Source organism: Pseudomonas sp. NPDC089408, from assembly GCF_044749445.1.
GTDB lineage: Bacteria > Pseudomonadota > Gammaproteobacteria > Pseudomonadales > Pseudomonadaceae > Aquipseudomonas.
Window position 1 is genome coordinate 22,682 of record NZ_JBIVHY010000021.1, and the last position, 19,940, is coordinate 42,621.

Genomic DNA, 19,940 nt, shown 5'->3' on the forward strand with positions numbered 1-19,940 from the left:
ACAAACATCAAACCCGGTCAAGGCTAGGCGAATGCGCCACCAGGTTGCGGGTATAGGCATCCGCCGGCCGCTCCAGCACCTGCCCGGCACTGCCCTGCTCCACCACCCGCCCTTGGCGCAGCACCAGCACGCGGTCGGCAATTGCCCGCACCACACCCAGGTCATGGGTGACAAACAACAGGGTCAAACCCTCGCCCTGCAAACGCCGCAGCAAGGCCAGGATCGACGCCTGCACCGACACATCCAGCGCCGAGGTGATCTCGTCGCACACCAGCAACTTCGGCTCGCAGATCAACGCGCGGGCAATCGCCACGCGCTGCCGCTCACCCCCGGAGAGCCCCTGTGGGTACAGGTCCGCGACCCGCGCCGGCAACGATACCCGCTCCAGCACCGCCTCGACCCGTTGCCGGGCCTGGGCACCGCGCAGGCCAAAAAAATGCGCCAACGGCGTGCTCAAGGTTTGCCCGACCGTCTGCCGCGGGTTCAGAGCCCGGTACGGGTTCTGGAACACATACTGGACCTGGTGCCGCAACCGTGCAGCACGCTGGCGGGCAGCAAAGGCCAGTGGTTGCCCGGCATAGCGCAACTGCCCCTGCACATTCTCGCCCAGCCCGGCAATCGCCCGGGCCAGGCTGGTCTTGCCCGAACCGGACTCACCGACCAAGGCCAGGCACTCACCCTCACGCACCTGCAGCGAAACGTCGAATAACACCTGGCGGTCATAGGCGACATCCAGGCCCCGCACTTCCAGCAGCACGGCACCCACCACTGCGGGGGGTGTTTCGATCGCCGTCGACTCCAGGGCAGCAGGCTCCGGCTGTGGCAGCAGGCACGCCACCTGATGGCCGCCCCGGTGCTCCCGCAACGCCGGTTCCAGCACCGAGCACTGCGCCCGGCGCTGGCCGCACCGCGGGGCAAAGGCGCAGCCATGCGGGCGTTGCCCCGGTGCTGGCGCATGCCCGGGCAGCGCTTGCAATGGCTGGCGCCGGGCAATGTCGGGAATGGCCGCGAGCAAGGCGCGGGTGTAGGGATGCGCCGGGGCACGGAACAGCGCGTCACGCCCGGCCACTTCCACCAAACGCCCGGCGTACATCACCATCACCCGGTCGACCAGGTCGCGCACCACTGCCAGGTCATGGGTCACATACAGCGCCGCCACCCCCTGGTCACGGCACAACTGCTTGAGGGTCTGCAGCACATGCGCCTGGGTGGTGACGTCCAGTGCGGTGGTGGGTTCGTCGAGCACGATCAGCGTTGGCCGCAAGACAAACGCCAGCGCCAGCATCACCCGCTGTTGCTGCCCACCAGACAACTGGTGCGGGAAGCGCCGCAGCAACGCTTCATCGTCGGGCAAGCCGACCGCTACCAGGGTTTGCGCAATACGCTGGCGCGATGCCTCCGGCGACAAGCCCGGCAGGTGCGCCAGCAGGGTTTCGCGCAGCAAGGCACCGATGCGCAACGCCGGGTTCAGCGCCGTTGCCGGGTCCTGGGCGACATAGCCGACCAGCCCGCCACGGGCCAGGCGCAGGGCCTCGCCTGACAGTTCGAGCAGCGGCTGCCCCGCCACGACCACCTGGCCGCCGACAATGCGCGCGCCCTGTCGGGCATGGCGCAACAACGCCGTGGCCAAGGTGGTCTTGCCCGAACCGGACTCACCGACCAGGCCCACGATTTCGCCAGCCGCCAGGCTGAAGGACACGTCGGCCAGCACATCGACCTGCCCCGCCAGCTCCACCCGCAGGTCACTGACCCGCAACACTTCACTGGCAACCTTCAATGGCGCATTCATGGCTGCTTCTCCCCGATCCGGGCACTGGCCCGGCCAATGCCTTCGGCCAGGATGTTGGTGCCATAGGCAAACACCCCGATCAGCAGTGCCGGTGCCAGCACAGCCCATGGCTGCACCAGCAGCCCGGCCTGGTTTTCATTGATCATCAAGCCCCAGTCGGCAGCCGGTGGCGCTACCCCGTAACCGAGGAAACTCAAACCCGACAACATGCCCACCGCCCAGGTCAGCATGTTGCCGAAGTGCACCAGCAACGGCGTGAGGATGTTCGGCAAAATCTCTTGAAAGAGAATGCGCCAACGCGGGTAACCCATCATCTGCGCCGCCTCGACAAACTCCTGCCCGGCCACCGCCACCGCACTGCCCCGGGCCAGGCGAATCACCCCGGGGGTGAAGGCAATGGCCACGGTCAGCACGATCAGCCAAGGCGCCCGACCCAGCATGGACACGATCAGCAACACCAGGATCAGGTCGGGAAACGCCAGCGACACATCGGCCGCCCAGCTGATCGCCTGGTCCAGGCGCCGCCGCGAGAACCCCGCCAACAGGCCCAGGCTGCCGCCAACCAGCAAGGCCAGGGTGGCCGCTGCAAGCGACATCCACAGTACCGACAGGCCGCCACTGAGCAGCCGCGACAAGAGGTCGTGGCCGAGAAAGTCATGCCCCAGCGGCGCGCCGGCAGCCGGTGGCCCATACACCGGCCCGACCATCGCCGTGGGCGCATGCGGTGCCAGCCAGGGACCGAGCACGGCCAGCAATGCCACCAGCAAGGTAATTACCGCACCACGACGGATCTGCGGGTCGGCCAGCCAACGGGAATCAGTCATGGGTCGCCTCCTGGGCAGGGGTGCTGCGCGCCCGCCGCCACCACGGGCGGATGCCACGGCGAATACGGCGGATCATTCGCACGCGGCGGGCGGTACGCAGTTTGGGGGTAAGCAATACGGTCAGCAGGTCGGCCAGCAGGTTGATCAACACCACCGCCAGGGTGATGACCAGCACCACGCCCTGGATCATCGGTAGGTCGCGCATCTGGATCGCCGCATTCAACGCCGTGCCGATGCCCGGGTAGCTGAAGATCACCTCGGCCAGCAGCGCACCGCCGACCAGCGTGCGCAAGGTCAGCGCCACGCCCTGGATTGCCGGGGTCAGGGCGTTGGGCAAGGTGTGCCGCCAGACGATGCGCCGCTCGGGGATGCCGCGCAGGCGCGCCGCAATCACATACTCGGACTCCAGCGCCTCGATCATCGATGCCCGCACCATGCGCGTAAGGTACGGCAGTGCCGACAGGCTCAGCGCCACCACCGGCAATACCAGCGACGGCCACTGGCGCCACAACGGCAGCTGCGGGTCGAGGATCGACACCGCCGGCAGCCAGCCCATGCCCGGCATGGAGAACAGCAGCACCAGGCCGATGGCCAGCAGAAAACCTGGCGTGGCCTTGAGCAGGATCAATGCCGACAGCCCCCAGCGGTCCAGCCGGCTGTCGCGGCGCAGGGCCAGGCTCACCCCCAGCAGCAGCGCCACTGGCACCACCAGCGCCAGCACCCCGGCCAGCAAAGCCAGGGTATGGCCCAGGCGGCCGAACAGCAGCTGCGCCACCGGCACCTGGGAGTCCAGTGAAACACCCAGGTCGCCGCGCAACGCCGCGCCCAACCAGCGCAGGTACTGCAGCAGGATCGGCTGGTCGAGGCCCAGTTGCCGTTGCAGGGTGAGGATGCTTTCCAGCGGCGCATCCGGGCCGAGAATCACCCGTGCCGGGTCCGATGGCAGCGCCTGGGTGGCGATGAACACCACCAGGCTGATCACCCAGGCGGTGAGCAGCCCATAGCCGAGGCGACCGATGAACCAGGCCAGCCAGGCCGGTGTGCGCGGGGTGTGCGGGGTGTCAGGCATTGGGGTTCAACCAGAGTTCGTCGAAGCGCCAGGAGGCGAAGGTGGTCTGTTCCGGGGCCAGCCCGCCGACCTTGGCCGACGCCGCATCGAGCACGTCGGAGAAGCCCCAGATCAGCAACCCGCCACGTTCGTGCTGAATGGCCTGGGCTTCGTGTACAAGTGCCTTGCGCTGCGCAAGGTCGGGCTGGGCCAGGGCCTGCCGGAACAGTTCGGTAAAGCGCGGGTCATGGAAGTTGCTGCGGTTGTAGATGGCTTGCGGCGCATCGTTGTGCAGCGCCGAAGCCAGAAAGCCGCGCGCCGGGGTCGAGCCGGGCGACAGCTGCCACTGCTCGCGTTGCGGGCCATTGAACACCGAGCCATCGACCTGGTTGACCTTCACCTGCACCCCGGCTTTCGCGGCCTGCTGGGCAAACACCAGCGCCGCGTTGACACCCGGCCCGGGTGTGGTGGTGAGCTCGACGCGCAGGTCGCTTTGCCCGGCCTGGCGCAGCAGCGCACGGGCCTGGTCGAGGTCGTACGGGCGCTGGGCGATGGCGTGGTTGTAGGTAGGGTCATGCGGCGAGTACAGGTCGTTGGCAACCCGGCCAAAGCCATTGAGCCCGCGCGCCACCAGCTCCTGGCGGTCGGCCAGCAGGCGAAATGCCTGGCGCACGCGCACATCCTGGAACGGCGCCTTGGCCAGGTTCAGGTTGAAGCCGGTGAACGACGTGGTGGGCGAGGCATACAGGCGCAGCCGTGAGTCGGCCTTGAGCAGTGCGCTGTGTTCGGCCTGCACGCCGCTGGCCACGTCGATCTGCCCGGCGCGCAAGGCTGCGGCTCGCGACACCTGGTCTTTAAATTCGATGATTTCCAGCTCATCGGCATAGGGCCGGTTGGGCTTGTAGTAGTTTTCGAAGCGGGTGTACAGCGAGCGCTGGCCGGGGATGAAGCTTTTCAGTCGATACGGCCCGGCGCCGACCGGGTTGGTCACCGGGTGGTAATCGGTGGGTACGATGCCGCCGAAGCTGATCAGTGTTTCATCCAGCGGGTAAAAGCTTTGCCCCTGCTTGAAACGGATCTCGAGGGTGCGCTCATCCAGCTTGCGCAACGCTTGCCGGTCGATGGCGCCGACCAGCCCGGCAAATGGCGAGGCCAGTTGCGGGTCGGTCAGGCGCAGGATCGAGAACAGCATGTCATCGGCGCCGATGGTTTTGCCGTGGTGGAACTCCAGCCCAGGCTTCAGGCGGATGGTCCAGGCACTGGCATCGGCGTTCGGCTCGGCGAATTCGGCCAGGGCCAAGCGGGTGCTGACATCGGCGTTCCATTCCCAGAACTTGGCGTAAAGTGCCCAGCCACGGATGATCCCGCCGCCTACAGGTTTATGTGCATCGAGGTTGCCGGCCTGATCGCCATCGATAATGCCTACCCGCAAACGCCCACCACGCACCGGCGTGCCTGGCAGCACTGAGTTGGCAGTGGCCGGCGCGCCGCTGTCGCAGCCACTGAGCAACCCGCCGCCGAGCAGCAGGCTGCCACCCACGGCCAGGCTGTTGCCGAGAAATACCCGGCGCGAAAACAGCTCGCTCATTGCCCTCTCCTTACGCCGGTTGCGCCACGCGCGGCTTGCTCGCCGCGCCCAGCTGCGGCACCTCGAAACCATGGTCCAGGTCCAGCAGCGGGAACAGCAGGTCGGCCACCCGGTGCGCCTCGTCGATCAGCGGGAAGCCCGAGAGGATGAACGCCGAGGTGCCCTGGGCTTCGTACTCGCGGATGCGCTCGGCAACTTGCTGGGCGCTGCCGACCAGGTAGGTACCGGCAGCCGGGCCGAGGATGTTGAAGCCGAACAGGCTGGGGCCCAGCCAGACGTTCGGGTAGATCTCCAGCTCGCGCGCCGTGGGCAGGTGCCCGGCGCGGATGCTGTCGAGGTTGCGCTGGATGCGCGGGTCATCGCTGACGTAGCTTTCCAGCGTTTGCCCGGGTGGCAACTGGCGCTCGATGGCAGCGCGGGCGGTGGCCAGCGAGGTACGCTGCAACAGGCGCTCGGCATGGGCCCAGGCTTCTTCTTCGGTCTCGCGCACGATCACCTGCAGGCGCGTGCCATAGGTCAGTTCGCGGCCGATCTTCGCCGCCTCGGCCGCCACCCGGCGGAACTTGTCGCCCAGTTTTTGCGGGGTGTCGGCAAAGCTCAGATAGACGTCCAGCAGTTGCACTGAGTGGGCCACGCCCGGCGCCGAAGTGCCGGCACCCCACAGCGGGATACCCGGCTTTTGCTTCGGCGGGTGCCAACCGCCCAGTGGGTGGCTGGCTGCCGCTGGCGAGCGTGGTGCGAGCTTGACGTAGCGGCCGTCATAGCCGGCGGTTTCACCCGCGTAGAAGCCCTGGAAGGCGCGCCAGTACTCCAGGCTGAAGTCGTAGCGTTCGTCGTGCGGGTAATGCACGCCCAGGGTGGCCAGGCCGGCATCGTTGCCATTGACCACGTTGAACAGCAGACGGCCGCTGGAGAACTGGTCGAAGGTCAGCGCCCACTTGGCCAGCACGGCCGGCGACAACTCACCCGGGTGCTGGGCAACCAGGAAACGCAGGCGCGAGGTGGCGTCGATCAGCGCCGCCGATACCGCCAGGCTTTCGTTGGGGCTGGAGCCGAGCAGCGAGCCATAGAAACCCAAGCGGTCGGCGGCGATGGCCAGTTGCTTGAGGTGTTCGAAATCGGTGTGCCAGCGGCCCTCGGGCTCCCAGGGGTGGGGGCCGTCGGGGGTGGTGAGGTACCAGAGGATTTTTACTGCCATGGGGGAATGTCCATTTCAGGTGGGTTTGAGGGCATTGGGGCTGCTTTGCAGCCCATGTGGGAGCGGCCTTGTGTCGCGAAAGGGGCGCACAGCGCCCCCGGCAATCCGCTCAACTGCGCCGATCAATACCTGGAACAAGGCCCAGCTCGCTCGCCCGCTCATACAGCCCGCTCATCTTCCACTGCTGGGTCAGCACCCCCGGCCCATAAGGCCGTGACCCGCCGAGGGCATCGGCCAGCAACTGGATCTGCGCGCCCTCCTCCAGCAACAGGATGAACTCCGCCGTGGCCCGCAGCCCTTGCTTGCCCCACACCGTCGAGCCGCCATTGGCTTCGAGAATCGCCAGGTTGAACGGGTTCTCGGCGATCTTGTCGAGGATGAAATCGACCTCGGCCTGGCGGCGGTCGGTGTACACCGGCAGCTCGCGCGCCAGCTGGTAGCGCTGCACCGGCACGTAGTGGAACGGCAAGGTGCGGTGGGTCTGGGCCCAGGCACCGAGGTAGGGGCTGTGCACATGCGACACGGTGGTGATGTCGGGGTGGGTCTGGAACAGCTTGGTGTAACGGCCCAGGCCACCTTTGCCCTTGCCGACGATCACGTTGCCGGAAAAGTCGGTAACCGTTGCCTGCAACGGTTTGCGGTGGTTCCACGGCCCGCCGTAATTCACCGACACCAGCAGCTCTTCACCGGGCACACGCTCGATGAAACCCACCGTGCCGTTGGCCGTGATGGTGTTGGTTTCGCGGAACACGCTGAACGCCGCTTCGGCTTCGGCCACTACCTGGTCGACGAAGGTTTGCAGTTCGGCAGTGACGGGGCGTTCGTGGATGAGTACGGTCATGGTCAGTCTCCAGAAAGGTCAGGCGCGGCGCTGGGCCAGCAGTTGGTGGGCAGCTTGCAGAGGCCGCGGGTCGACCCAGTCGGCAATGGCGAAATCGGCTTCGAGGAAGCCATGCAGGTAGAGGAAGTCTTTTTGCGTGCCGAGGAACGCCAGGCGCTGTTCGGACAGGTCTGGCGCCAAGGTCGTATGGAAGTCGCCACGGTAGGCTTCGGCGACGCCCTGGCTGCCGGCGCGGGTTTCTTCTTCGAGGATGCGGTTGAGCGCATCCCGGTTGCTGGCGGCCCACTCGGCGGCGCGCAAGGTCTGGGCAAGGAACCGCACCACCAGGTCGAAGTGGGTGTCGAGCAGGCGCTGGTGCACGGTGATTGGCCGCGGCGTGCCGTTGTTGATGCGGTGGCGCGGGTCGGCCAGCAGGTCGAGGTCAACGCCGACCACGAGGCCCAGGCGGCGCGCCGCATCGGCGGCTGCCGCGCCCTTCACGTACACCGCATCGACTTCGCCACGGGCCAGGTAGTCCAGCCCCGACCACAGCCGTTGCAGGCCCAGCTGCGGGGTGGCAGCGCCGGCCTGGTCGAGCAGGGCCACTTCCACCAGTTGCACGTCATCCAGGTGCAGCCCGGCCGAGGCCAAGGCGCCCTTGTAGCCGTGCAGGCTCATGGCGCGGGCAATGCTACCGGGGCGGCTGTCACCCCAGGCCGGCAGGGCCAGGCGCTTGCCACGCAGGTCGGCGGCGCTGCGAATGCCCGAGTCCGGGCGGACCAGAATGGTTTGCCATTCCTCGATCCAGGTCAGGCCGATCAGCCGGCTGGGCGAGCCTGCAGCCCGTGCGGCCAGTGCCGGCACGTTGCCGCCCTCGCGGAACAGCCCGGGCAGTTGGTGATCGTAATGGTGGTGGCCCAGTTGGCGGGCCTCCTGCAAGGTCGAGACCGGCAGGCCATCGGCGGCGAATTCCTGCTCCAGCCAGCCGAGCTTGTAGGCGATGCCCGAGGCGGTAGGCACCGGGCAGCGGGTGAACCAGATGCGTTCCAGGGCGGACGGGTCGTCTGCAGGGCGTTGTACGGAAGCGGTTGCGAGGGTCATGGGGTGGCTCCTTGGGCGTCGTGCAAGCAGCATTGCAGTGTGCGTGCCAACCGCTGGAGGCCTTGATTTACGCGGGGTTTGCTGTATCAGCAGGGGGCTGGTTGCTGGGCTGGGAGCAGGATTGCGGGTGGGGTGTTGCCAGATCAGCAAGGAGGCTGCTGCTGGGGCAGCACAAGGTTGTGCAAGCCGCGCAGGATGGGCCCTGGCGCGGGGTGGCAGAGATATTGCTCAAGGGCTTTCGACCGCGGTGTGGCCATTCGCGGGTGAACCCGCTCCCACAGGGACTTCGCAAAGCGAAGGCTATGCAGTCTCCTGTGGGAGCGGGTTCACCCGCGAATCAGGCGCACTGGCCCATACAGACAAACCGAGACCCCTCCATGAGCGCCATAGAACCCTCCCCCGCCCGCCGCCTGACCAGCGAAGCCGAAGCCATCGAAACCGCCCGCCAGGTCGCCGCGCAAATCGCCGAGCTGGCCGCCGACCCACGCAACAACGGGCAACTGCCGCGCCGCCAGGCCGAGCTGCTGTCCAGCAGCGGCCTCACCGCCATCGCTGTGCCCACCCAGTTTGGCGGCCTGGGCGCTTCGGTGCAGACCGTGGTGGAAACCGTACGCCTGATCTCCATCGCTGACGGTGGCGTCGGCCAGTTGCTGCAGATTCACAATGTGATGCTGCGCGGCATTTTTACCGGCTACCCCGACGAGGTCCGTGACCGGCTGATCGCCGACGTGCTCGCGGGCAAGCGCTTCGGCAATGCCCTGGCCGAAGTCGGCGGCAAGAACAAGTTCGCCCTCAAGACCCGTGTCGAGCGCAACGCAGAGGGCCAGTGGATACTCAACGGCAGCAAGTTCTACTCCACCGGCTCCTACCTGGCCGAGTGGATTTCGCTGACCGCCGCCAGCGAGGACGGTGGCGTCGGCGTGCTGCTGCACCGTGACGCCCCCGGGCTGACCCTGGTCGATGACTGGCAGGCTTTCGGCCAGCAGAACTCGGTGAGTGGCACCGTCAACTTCGACAACATCGTGCTCGACGAACGCTACCTGACCCGCCGCAGCGGGCCGATGAAACGCACCGGCCTGACCTTTCCGCAAATCCTCCACGCCGCCATCGACACCGGCATCGCCGCAGGTGCCTTGCAAGCTGCCGTCGAGTACCTGCGCGAGCACGCCCGCGCCTGGGTGGAGAGCGGCGTCGAGCGCGCCAGTGACGAGCCGCACGTGATTCGCCAGGTGGGCGAATACGCCGTGGCGCTGCGCGGTGCCGAGTCGGTGCTGCGCGAAGCGGCGCGGGTGTTCGACGAGCACGAGCGCGACCCGGAGAACAAAGTTTTGCAGGATGAGCTGATCCTGTCGGTGGCCACCGCCCGTGCGCATTCCGATGCGGCGTCGCTGAAGATCTCCAGCGATCTGTTCTCGTTGCTGGGGGCCAGCGCTTCGCTGAGCAAGTGGAACCTTGACCGCTTCTGGCGCAATGCCCGGGTGCACACCACCCACGATCCGATCCGCTGGCGGCTGCACAACGTCGGCAACTACTACCTGAACGGGGCCGACCCGGGGGAGTACACGGCGGTGCTCAATGCCAAGGAAAACAAGGGCGCTACACGTCGTTGATACGGGGGTTGGACGGGGGCGCTTTGCGCCCCTATCGCGACACAAGGCCGCTCCTACAAGGGGCGGTGCAGCATTCTGATCGAGCATTTACATGAACCACCCGCTTCTTCGGGCTTTGGCCATTTATCGCGAAATGCCCTGGCGCTTCGCGCTGGTCACGGCCTTGTACATTGCCGGCAACCTCGGCCTGGCCTGGCAACAGTGGCTGATCGGCCATGCTGTCGACGATGTCAGCACCGGCCGCGCCGTGCAGCGCCTGGCCGACGGCAGCCTGGACGCCCGCGTGGCCTGGCACTGGCTATGGCTGCTGCTGGCCATCGCCTTTGGTCGTGGCCTGCTGCAATATGCCGCCGCCGTGCTGTCACTGGTACTCAGCCAGGCCCTGCTCACGCGCCTGCGTGAGCGCATTCTCGACCAAGTACAGCGCCTGCACCTGGGCTACCACTGGCGCCATGGCATGGGCGAACTGGTCACCCGTACCACCCGCGATGCCGACAAGGTACGCGACGCACTGATCACCTTCTGGCGGCAGATCATCGAAACCCCGCTTGTGGTGATCGCCGCCGTCGGCCTGCTGAGCTGGTACGACCCGTTGCTGGGCCTGGTGCCGTTGCTGCTGACCGGTGCCGGGTTGTGGCTGTTCGTCATACAGACCGACCGCCTGGTCAGCCTGGACCGCGCAGTAGGCACGGCCTATGACCAAGTCAGCCAGGACCTGGCCGAAGGCATCGGTGGTGTGCGGGTGATCAAGGCCTTCGGCCTGGAAAGCCAGCGCATTACCCGCTTCGCCAGCCAGGTCGAGGTGTTCACTGGCCATGCCCGCGTCGCCCTCGCCTACGCCAGTTCGCGCATCCCGCTGCCGCAGGCCGTGGTGGCGCTGGGGCATGTGTGGATCCTGGTCTATGGCGCCCACCGGGTGGCCGCAGGGGCGCTGGGCATCGGCGAGCTGGTCACTTCGCTGCTGGTAGCCACCACGCTGGTGTTCCGTATCGAAGGCATTGGCCGGGTGATGCAGACCTTTGCCGACGCCCGCGCCAGCGCCGAACGCATCTGGCAACTGCTGGACGAACGCCCGACCATCGTCGGTGGCAAGGCCACCCTGCCCGCCGGGCCACTGGGGCTCAAGATGAACAAGGTACAGGTCAGTGCTGCCGAGGCTGACCGGCATATCCTGTGCGACTGTTCGCTGACCCTGCAACCCGGCGAGGTGGTGGCGCTGGTCGGCGCCACCGGCACCGGCAAGAGCCTGCTGGCCAGCCTGTTGCCGCGCCTGGCCGATGTGCAGCTCGGCAGCGTGCAGGTTGGTAGCGATGCCAGCGGCTGGCACGATGTACGCAACCTGGACCTCGCCGACCTGCGCCGCCGCGTGCAGGTGCTGCCGCAAGAAAGCTTTCTGTTCTCCGACAGCCTGGCCGCCAACCTGCGCCTGGCCGCGCCACAGGCCAGTGACGCCCAGTTGCGTGAAGCGCTGCGCCTGGCCGCCGCCGAGGATGTGCTGGAACGCCTGGCCCACGGCCTCGATACCCCGTTGGGCGACCGCGGCGTTACGTTGTCTGGCGGCCAGCGCCAGCGCCTGTGCCTGGCCCGGGCGCTGCTGGCGGCGCCCGACATCCTCTGCCTGGACGACGCCACCAGCGCCCTGGACGCCTTGGGAGAACGCCAGGTGCTGCACAACATCCGTCGCCTGCACAGCGCAGGCGGCCAAGGCCCGACCTTGCTGCTGATTACCAGCCGGCTGTCCACCCTGCTGCTGGCCGACCGCGTGCTGATGCTGGAAAACGGCCGCATCAGCGCCAGCGGCAGCCATGCCGAACTGAGTGCCACCAACGCCCATTACCGAGACCTGCTGGGGATCGACCATGACTGATGTGCCGCACACCCCCGCCAGCGATATCGACATCGAACAACGCCTGGCCCGTCAGGCGCTGGACCGCGGCATGTTCCAGCGCCTGCTGCCGCTGTTGCGGCCGATTCGCCGGCAGATCCTGGCGGTGATCGGCATCGAATTGCTGCTGGTGTTTACCGTGTTCCTGCGGCCATGGTTCGTCCGCGAGCTGCTGGACAAAGGCCTGGTGCCCAATGCCGGGCACTGGCTGCTCGACGAGCGCCTGGTGCTGTGGCTGGGCCTGGGGCTGGCGGCGAGCTGGCTGGGGCGCTTCCTGCTGGCCGGGGTATCGCAGTTCATTGCCGGGCGCGCCGCGATCCGTGTGCTGAATGATTTGCGGGTGAAGGTGTTCGCCCATGTGCAGGCGCTGTCGGTGAGCTACTTCGACCAGACCCGTGCCGGGCGCATCATCTCCCGCGCTGACCGCGACGTCGACGCGCTGGAGCCACTGCTGGTACAAGGCCCGCCGGAGCTGCTCGGGGCCTTGCTGCGCTGCGGCCTGGCGGCGGTGATGCTGTGGCGTATCGAACCCGGCTTTTTCTACAGCCTGGCCGCTACCGTGCCGTTGCTGGCCGTGGCCACCTGGCGTTTCAAGCGGGTCTCGCAGCGCAACTGGGCCAAGGTGGCCGAGCAACGCAGCCGCTTCACCGCGCACCTGGTGGAAAGCGTCAGCGGCGTGCGGCTGATCCAGCAATGCGGGCAGCAGCAGCGCAACCAGGCACGCTACCGGCGCCTGCTGGAAGACTTCAACCAGGCGCTGATCCGCGGCAGCCTGCGCGCCGGCTGGTTCGCCCCTTTCACCGCACTGTTGAGTACTGCTGGCATGGCGGTATTGCTGCTGGTGGGTGCCCATGGCCTGGCCGAAGGCAAGGTCAGCGTGGGCCAGGTTGCCGAAAGCCTGTTCTACGTGTTCCTGTTCCTTGGCCCGCTGCAGGAGTTGTCGGACCTGTTCGAACGCTACGCCACCGGCAGTGCTTCGGCGCAGCGCATTTTCCTGCTACTCGACACCCGCCCACTGGTGCTGGACCCGCCAGCGCCACAGGCACTGGCCAGGGCACGTGGCCAGGTCGACTTCGACCGCGTCGGTTTTGCCTATGCGCCGAACAGCCCACGGCCGGTGATCGACGGGCTCGACCTGCACATCCGCGCCGGCGAGGTAATGGCCATTGTCGGCCCCTCGGGGCATGGCAAGAGCACCCTGGTGCAGTTGCTGACGCGCTTCTACGAGGTGCAGCAGGGCGCCGTGAAACTGGACGGTATCGACCTGCGCGCACTGGCCCAGCATGACCTGCGGCGTAACGTGGGCGTGGTGCTGCAGGACAACGTGCTGTTCAGCGGCAGCATTCTTGACAACCTGCGCCTGGCCGCACCTGCTGCCAGCGATGCCCAGCTGATCGCCGCCGCCCGCGAGCTGGGCGCCGACGAAGTGCTGGAACGCCTGCCACAGCGCTACCACAGCGAAGTCGGCCCGCTGGGCGCGCACCTGAGCCATGGCCAGCGCCAGCTGGTGTGCCTGGTGCGCGCCTACCTGGCCGACCCGGCAGTGCTGGTGCTGGACGAGGCCACCTCGGCGGTGGACGTGCACACCGAGCGACGCATCCAGCGCGCCCTGCGCCGGCTGTGCCAAGGGCGGACGGCGATCATCATCGCCCATCGCCTGGCGACCATTCGGGATGCTGACCGCATTGCCGTGGTGAAGCATGGGCGTGTAGTGGAGCAAGGGGCGCATGCCGAGTTGATGGGCCAGGGTGGGGCGTATTCAGCGCTATATGAAGCGTACCTGCGCAGTGCCGGGGAGGCGACAACAGCCAATATCGAAGTCTGACTTGCCGCCCTCTTCGCGGGTGAACCCGCTCCCACAGATGCTACGCCGCCTGTAAGACCTGCGCTGTTCCTGTGGGAGGGGCGGTGCGGCGATCCGGTTCACCCGCGAAAGGGCCCGAACGGGTACACGCCACACGATGCTGCTGCCCCAACACCCACTGCTGCCCCACTGCTGCCACAGCAGCACCCCTGCTCCTGCCCAGCCCGCAAGCCCCCGCCCCACAGGCCCTGCGCCCCCATGGCACAGCCGTTGCACCACCCTCCCCACTCGCACACCTCCCCCTTCAGGAGCCCCCATGACCACCGAATTCTTCTGGCGCCTGCCCTTGGGCACCGACGGCCCGCAGCTGTCCACCGACCGCCATAATCGCGGCAACCCCGTGCACCGCGCCGGCAACTTCGCCCCCGGCCGCCTGCCCGATGGCCAGGCCGACGGCTTCACCTACATCGACTACATCGCCCAGGTGGCCAAGGCCGCCGAACTAGCCGGTTTCGAGGGCGCGCTGCTGCCCACCGGCCCGGAGCCATGGATTGCCGCTGCCGCGCTGGCCCGGGAAACCCGGCGCATCCGTTTCCTTATCGCCTTCCAGGCCACCTGGACCCTGCCCGCCTATGCCGCCCAACAGGCGGCCATCCTGCAGAACCTCAGCGGCGGTCGGCTGGACTGGAACATCATCACCGGCGGCAACCCGGCCAGCCAGCGCGCCAATGGCGACTTCCTCGAACATGACCTGCGCTACAAGCGCACCGGCGAGTTCCTCGACGTCATCCAGGGCCTGTGGACACAGGACAAATTCTCCTACGACGGTGATATTTACCGCCTGGAAAACGGCAGCCTGCCACCTGGCCTGCAGCACGAACGCAAGCCAGGGGTGTACTTTTCCGGCTTTTCCGATGCGGCATTGCAGGTCGCCGCGCGCCATGCCGACGTGTACCTGAACTGGGCCGAACCGATCGACAAGCTCAAGCCGCATATCGAGCGGGTGCGCGAGCTTGCTGACAAGCAAGGGCGCACGGTGCGCTTCGGTTTGCGGGTCGACCTGTTCGCCCGCGAAACCGAAGAGCAGGCCTGGCGTGAGCTGCGCCAGCAGTTCGAACGCCTGGAAGGCAAGGCCAGCAGCACCGCGAAGCATTTCGTGACCGGCTCCGACTCGGTCGGCGGCGCGCGTCAGGCGGCCTACCACCAGCACCTGCAAGGCTTCGACGAGCTGGTGCTGGCGCGCAACCTGTGGGCCGGTTTCGCCAAGGCCAAGCCCGGCCCGACGGTGGGCCTGGTGGGCAGCCACCAGCACATCGCCGAACGCCTGGCCGAGTACCGCGACGCCGGTTTCAGCACGTTCATCCTTGCCGCCAACCCGCACCTGGAAGAAGCCCTGCGCATCGGCCAGGAAGTGCTGCCGCTGGTTCAGCAGGCCGCCACCCCCCCTTTGCAGGCCAGCGCCTGATCCCGACCGGAGCCCGACGATGAGCCAACCCCTCGATACCTTGTGGTACACCCGCTGTCCGGTCCCCACCGGCCTGGGCATTGCCGTGCAGCAAGGCTGGCTGCAGGAAGACCTGGCCAGCCTGGGCACCCAGGTACAGTCGCTGCGCGAAGCCGAGCAGCAAGCCGTACGCGAATCGCACTTCGACCATAGCCTGCGCAACTCGGTGCGCCACGGCGGCAGCATTCCGGCCATCTGGGCGCGCGCCCAGGGCCGTGAAACCCGCGTGATCGGCTTGTCGTGGGCCGATGAAGCGCAGTTGATCCTGGCCCGGCCAGACAGCGGTATCCAGACCGTCAAAGACCTCAAGGGCCGCCGCTTCGGCTTGCCCGACTGGTCGGCGGCGCAGATCGACTTCACCCGTGCCCAGGCCCTGCGCGGGTTGGAAAACGCCCTCAAGCTCGAAGGGCGGCAGGTGGGTGACGTTGAGCTGGTCAACTTCCGCTACGACGGCACCTTCAGCGACCGCCCAGTGCGCAACGTGGCCGGCACGCCGGTGTCCAGCACGCAAAGTGAAGGCCGCAACCTGGAACTGGCCGGCCTGCTGCGCGGCGAAGTGGACGCAATCTTTCTTAAAGGCGCCAGCGCCGTGCAGCTGGCCCACGCCTTTGCCCTGCATACGGTCATCGACACCGGCAGCCACCCCGACCCGCTGATCCGCAGCAACAACGGCACGCCACGCACCCTGGCGGTAGACAGCCACCTGTTGGCGCAGCACCCGCACGTGGTGAGCACCCTGCTCGGCTCGGTACTGCGCGCCGAACGCTGGGCCCACCAGCACCCCGACGAAACCCGCCGCTACCTGGCGCGGGAAACCAACAGCAGCGAGTACTGGGTGCAAGTGGCCTACGGCAACGACGCTCACCTGCGCCTGGGCACCCGCCTGGACGAACAGGCCATCGACGCCTTGCAGGACTTTGTCGAGTTCCTCAAGCGCTGGCGCTTCATCCCGGCCCGCTTCGAGGTGCGCGACTGGATCGCCCGGCAACCGCTGGAGCAATTGTTGGCCCCCACCCCCATGGACAGGAAAACCGTTAGCCCATGACCAAGCCCCTGGAAACCCTCTGGTACACCCACAGCCCGGTGCCCACCGGCCTCGGCATTGCCGTGCAGTCGGGGCGCCTGGCCGAGGCCTTTGCGCCGTACGGCACCAATATCCAGTCGCTGCGTGAGTCCAGCGAACGCGAAGTACGCGAGGCCCACTACGACCATCACCTGCAGAATTCGGTGCGCCACGGCGGCAACATCCCGGCGATCTGGGCTTACGCCAGCGGCGTTGAGACCCGCGTGCTGGGCCTGTCGTGGAGCGACGAGGTGCAGTTGATTCTCACCACCGAAGAAAGCGGCGTGCGCAGTATTCGCGACCTGAAGAACCGCCGCTTCGGCCTGCCCAAGTGGGCCAACGTGCAGATCGACTTCACCCGCGCCCAGGCCCTGCGAGGGCTGGAAAATGCCCTGAAGCTGGAGGGCCTGGCGGTGGCCGACGTGGAACTGGTCGACTACCCCTACGGCGGCACCTATAGCGACGATGCCAAGCAGCACCTGTACGGTGCCGAAGTGAGCCTGGACACCAGCCGCTTCAGCCGCCGCAACAACGAGCTGATCGGCCTGCTGCGCGGCGACATCGACGCCATCTTCCTCAAGGGCGCCCACGCGGTGCACCTGGCCCATGAGTTTGGCCTGCGCGTGGTGGTCGACACCGGCAGCCACCCGGACCCGCTGATCCGTAGCAACAACGGCACGCCGCGCACGTTAACCGTGGACCGCCACCTGCTGGAGCAGCATTTCGAGGCCAGCCGCACGCTGGTCGACACGGTGCTGCGCACCGAGCAATGGGCCTGGGCCAACCCTGAAGAAACCCGGCGCTTCCTGGCCCGCGAGCTGAATACCAGCGAGTACTGGGTGGCGGCGGCCTATGGCGACGATGCGCACCGGCGCTTGCGCACCACCCTGGACAGCCGCTCGATCGAAGCACTGCAGGACTTTACCGAGTTCCTGTTCAGGTGGGGGTTCATACCGCGGCGTTTCGATGTGCGTGAGTGGATTGATTTTCGTGTGCTGGAGAGTGTGATCGGCTCGACTTCGCGTCTGGCGGTTTGAGATTTTGGGGCTGCTGCGCAGCCCAATCGCGACACAAGGCCGCTCCTACAATAAATCGGCGTATATAGGGCCATTGTAGGAGCGGCCTTGTGTCGCGATAGGGCCGCAAAGCGGCCCCAGCAATTTCAGCCCCCACTGCTGCCCCAGCAGCACCCGCCCAGCACCCCACTGCTGCCCAACCTGCAACAAAGCCCTAATAACCCAGAAAAACCATTACAAAACAGTAACTTACAAACATGGCACAGTCCCTGCTCTAACCCTCCCCAACAACGCTTTACACACGGGGAGATCCACCATGCACCAGCTCAATCCACTCGCCCGCCAGGTCAGCCTCGCGCTGCTGCTGGCCGGCAGCGGCAGCCAGGCCATCGCCGCCAGCGAAGAAAACAACAAAGAAGCGGCCCTGGAGACCGTCACCGTCACTGCCCAGCACCGCGAGCAGACCCTGCAGGAAGTGCCGGTCGCCGTATCGGCGATCAAGGGCACCAGCATTACCGCCGACGGCGTGCGTGCCATGGGCGACATCACCACTTTCGTGCCCAACGCCTCGGCCAAGAACCCCGACGGCGACGGCCGCCCGCGCTGGTACATCCGTGGCCTGGGCACCGGCGACACCGGCGCGGCCACGGTGTACCCGGTGGGCATTTACGCCGACGACGTCTACCTGAACGCCCCGGTCGCCGGCGGCGGGCCGCTCTTCGACCTGGAACGCATCGAGATCCTGCGTGGGCCACAAGGCACCCTGTATGGCAAGAACACCACGGCAGGTGCGGTCAACGTAATCTCGAAGAAGCCCGCTTTCGACACCGACGGCTACGGCACGGTCGGCTTCGGCAGCAAGAACGAGCGCATCGTCACCGGAGCCATCGGTGGCGCCCTGGTCGACGAAAAACTGGCCGGGCGGGTGGCGTTGTACTCCGAGGAGCGCGACGGTTTCCAGAACAATGACTTCGACGGCAACACCTACGGCGACGTGAACAAGAAGGCCATCCGCCTGCAGTTCCTGGCCCAGCTCAACCCCAACCTGGATGCCTTGCTCAAGCTGCACAGCCGCCAGTACAAGGGTGACGGCAGCAACGGTTCGCTGCCGGTGGGCCGCTACTACAACGTGGGCTACGAGCGGCCGCATGGCCGCGATATTTCGCTGAACGTCAACGAAGACTACCGCCTGGACCATGACGGCGCGTCGCTGACCCTGAACGGGTACCTGGGCGACTACACGCTGACCTCGATCAGCGCCTACGACTACATTCGCAACCGCTCCACCAGCGACGCCGATTACACCCCCTACGAGGTCAATGGCGCAGCCATCACCGACAACAGCTACCGCCAGTGGTCGCAGGAGCTGCGCCTGGCCTCGCCGGAAGACCGCCCGCTGCACTGGCTGCTGGGCGCGCACTACTTCCACGAAGACCTCGACAGCTCGGCGCAGCGCATCGTCACCCCCGGGCCAACGCCCAACGGCACCGGCTCCAACCAGGTGGGCACCACGGCCTTTCGCGACTTGGGCTACGACCACCGCACCGACAGCTACGCGCTGTTCGGCAACCTGACTTACGACTTTACCGATGACTTCAGCGTCACCGGCGGCCTGCGCTGGACCCAAGAGAAAAAGGACATCGACCTCGACCTGGTGCAACTGACCCGCGCCAGCGCCAATGGCCCGCTGATCCCGCTGGGCGGCGTGGGCAGCAACGGCAACCGCCAGGAAGACAAGACCTGGGAAGCCTGGACCTACGACCTGACCCCTGAGTACCGCATCAACGACAACCTGCGGGTGTTCTTCCGCTACGCCCATGGTTTCCGCTCGGGGGGCTTCAACACCGGGCTGTCGACCAGCCTGGCGCAGCTGACCACGGTCGACCCGGAAAAACTCGATGCCTACGAAATCGGGCTGAAGTCAGAGTGGTTCGACCGCCGCCTGATCGTCAACGCCAACGTGTTCTACTACGACTACTCCGACATCCAGGTGAACCTGCTGACGGTGAACAACGGCGTGCTCACCACCGCGCTGACCAACGGCGCCAAGGGCAAGGTCAAGGGCGCCGAGCTGGAGATCGAAGGCCAGCCGACCGAGCGCCTGCACTTGCGCGCGGCGGTGTCGTTCCTCGACACCGAGTACACCGACTTCAAGAACACCAACCCCACCACCGGCGCGGTGACGGGCGACTACAGCGGCAACAGCTTCGTGCGCTCGCCACGCAACGTGGTGTCACTGGGTGCCGACTACACCCTTCCGCTGGAGGTGGGCGGCAAGCTGGTGGCCGGTGGCGACGTGAGTTTCCGCGACAAGGAGTACTTCCTCGCCGACCGCCAGAGCAGCGCCGACGCTACCCTCAGCCAGCCCCACTACACCCTGGCCAACGCACGCCTGAGCTGGTTCAGCCACGACGACAAACTGAGCGTGACCGGCTTCGTCAACAACCTCACCGACCGCCGCTACCAGGTACATGGCCGGCCCAACGGCACCGCCGGGCAGTACGTGATCACCTACGGCGACCCGCGCACTGTCGGGCTCAGCGTTACCAGCCGGTTCTGAACATTCGGGGGCCGCTTTTTGGCCCATCCGACCGGTCCGGCGCTCCGGCAAGGCCGCTCCTACAAGGGTACGCGGTCCCCTGTAGGAGCGGCCTTGCGTCGCGATGGGCCGCAAAGCGGCCCCAAATTCT

General features: G+C 66.8%; 14 protein-coding genes. 7 read left to right on the plus strand and 7 right to left on the minus strand.

What is annotated here, in order from left to right; translation table 11 throughout:
* Positions 1–7 precede the first annotated feature (7 nt).
* The 7 genes from ACIP02_RS23965 to ACIP02_RS23995 form a co-directional block, all read right to left on the minus strand.
* Entirely contained in the window at positions 8–1,789 is a 1,782-nt protein-coding gene (locus ACIP02_RS23965) for a dipeptide ABC transporter ATP-binding protein (protein ID WP_400621536.1), read from the minus strand.
* Positions 1,786–2,613: an ABC transporter permease gene (locus ACIP02_RS23970; RefSeq protein WP_400621539.1), complete on the minus strand. Its 828-nt coding sequence runs from the start codon at positions 2,611–2,613 to the stop codon at positions 1,786–1,788. Before ACIP02_RS23970 ends, ACIP02_RS23965 begins: the two co-directional genes overlap by 4 nt.
* Positions 2,606–3,682: an ABC transporter permease gene (locus ACIP02_RS23975; protein ID WP_400621542.1), complete on the minus strand. Its 1,077-nt coding sequence runs from the start codon at positions 3,680–3,682 to the stop codon at positions 2,606–2,608. The genes ACIP02_RS23970 and ACIP02_RS23975 overlap by 8 nt, the downstream gene beginning before the upstream one ends.
* The gene (locus ACIP02_RS23980) at positions 3,675–5,249 is read right to left on the minus strand and encodes an ABC transporter substrate-binding protein (protein WP_400621545.1); all 1,575 of its coding nucleotides are present in this window, start codon (positions 5,247–5,249) and stop codon (positions 3,675–3,677) included. The genes ACIP02_RS23975 and ACIP02_RS23980 overlap by 8 nt, the downstream gene beginning before the upstream one ends.
* 10 nt (positions 5,250–5,259) lie before the next feature.
* Positions 5,260–6,447 carry an LLM class flavin-dependent oxidoreductase gene (locus ACIP02_RS23985; RefSeq protein ID WP_400621548.1) on the minus strand — a complete coding sequence of 396 codons (1,188 nt, stop codon included), beginning with the start codon at positions 6,445–6,447 and terminating at the stop codon, positions 5,260–5,262.
* A 109-nt stretch (positions 6,448–6,556) separates the two neighbouring features.
* Positions 6,557–7,288 (minus strand): class II aldolase/adducin family protein, encoded by a 732-nt coding sequence (locus ACIP02_RS23990; protein WP_400621551.1) that lies wholly within the window; start codon positions 7,286–7,288, stop codon positions 6,557–6,559.
* 18 nt (positions 7,289–7,306) lie between these two features.
* Positions 7,307–8,368 carry an ABC transporter substrate-binding protein gene (locus ACIP02_RS23995; RefSeq protein WP_400621554.1) on the minus strand — a complete coding sequence of 354 codons (1,062 nt, stop codon included), beginning with the start codon at positions 8,366–8,368 and terminating at the stop codon, positions 7,307–7,309.
* A 377-nt stretch (positions 8,369–8,745) separates the two neighbouring features.
* Between ACIP02_RS23995 and ACIP02_RS24000 the strand changes: the two genes are divergently transcribed.
* The 7 genes from ACIP02_RS24000 (at position 8,746) to ACIP02_RS24030 (ending at position 19,810) form a co-directional block, all read left to right on the plus strand.
* Positions 8,746–9,978 carry an acyl-CoA dehydrogenase family protein gene (locus tag ACIP02_RS24000; protein WP_400621557.1) on the plus strand — a complete coding sequence of 411 codons (1,233 nt, stop codon included), beginning with the start codon at positions 8,746–8,748 and terminating at the stop codon, positions 9,976–9,978.
* A gap of 91 nt (positions 9,979–10,069) precedes the next feature.
* Positions 10,070–11,845, plus strand: coding sequence for an ABC transporter ATP-binding protein (locus tag ACIP02_RS24005; RefSeq protein ID WP_400621560.1), 1,776 nt, complete (start codon positions 10,070–10,072; stop codon positions 11,843–11,845).
* The gene (locus ACIP02_RS24010; protein WP_400621563.1) at positions 11,838–13,688 is read left to right on the plus strand and encodes an ABC transporter ATP-binding protein; all 1,851 of its coding nucleotides are present in this window, start codon (positions 11,838–11,840) and stop codon (positions 13,686–13,688) included. The genes ACIP02_RS24005 and ACIP02_RS24010 overlap by 8 nt, the downstream gene beginning before the upstream one ends.
* A 295-nt stretch (positions 13,689–13,983) precedes the next feature.
* On the plus strand, positions 13,984–15,132 hold the full coding sequence (locus ACIP02_RS24015) for an LLM class flavin-dependent oxidoreductase (protein ID WP_400621566.1): 1,149 nt from the start codon (positions 13,984–13,986) through the stop codon (positions 15,130–15,132).
* Between the two features lie 19 nt (positions 15,133–15,151).
* Positions 15,152–16,216: an ABC transporter substrate-binding protein gene (locus tag ACIP02_RS24020; protein ID WP_400621569.1), complete on the plus strand. Its 1,065-nt coding sequence runs from the start codon at positions 15,152–15,154 to the stop codon at positions 16,214–16,216.
* Complete coding sequence (locus ACIP02_RS24025) at positions 16,213–17,271, plus strand: ABC transporter substrate-binding protein (protein ID WP_167274616.1); 1,059 nt, start codon at positions 16,213–16,215, stop codon at positions 17,269–17,271. Before ACIP02_RS24020 ends, ACIP02_RS24025 begins: the two co-directional genes overlap by 4 nt.
* 295 nt (positions 17,272–17,566) lie before the next feature.
* The gene (locus tag ACIP02_RS24030; protein WP_400621573.1) at positions 17,567–19,810 is read left to right on the plus strand and encodes a TonB-dependent receptor; all 2,244 of its coding nucleotides are present in this window, start codon (positions 17,567–17,569) and stop codon (positions 19,808–19,810) included.
* Positions 19,811–19,940 lie beyond the last annotated feature (130 nt).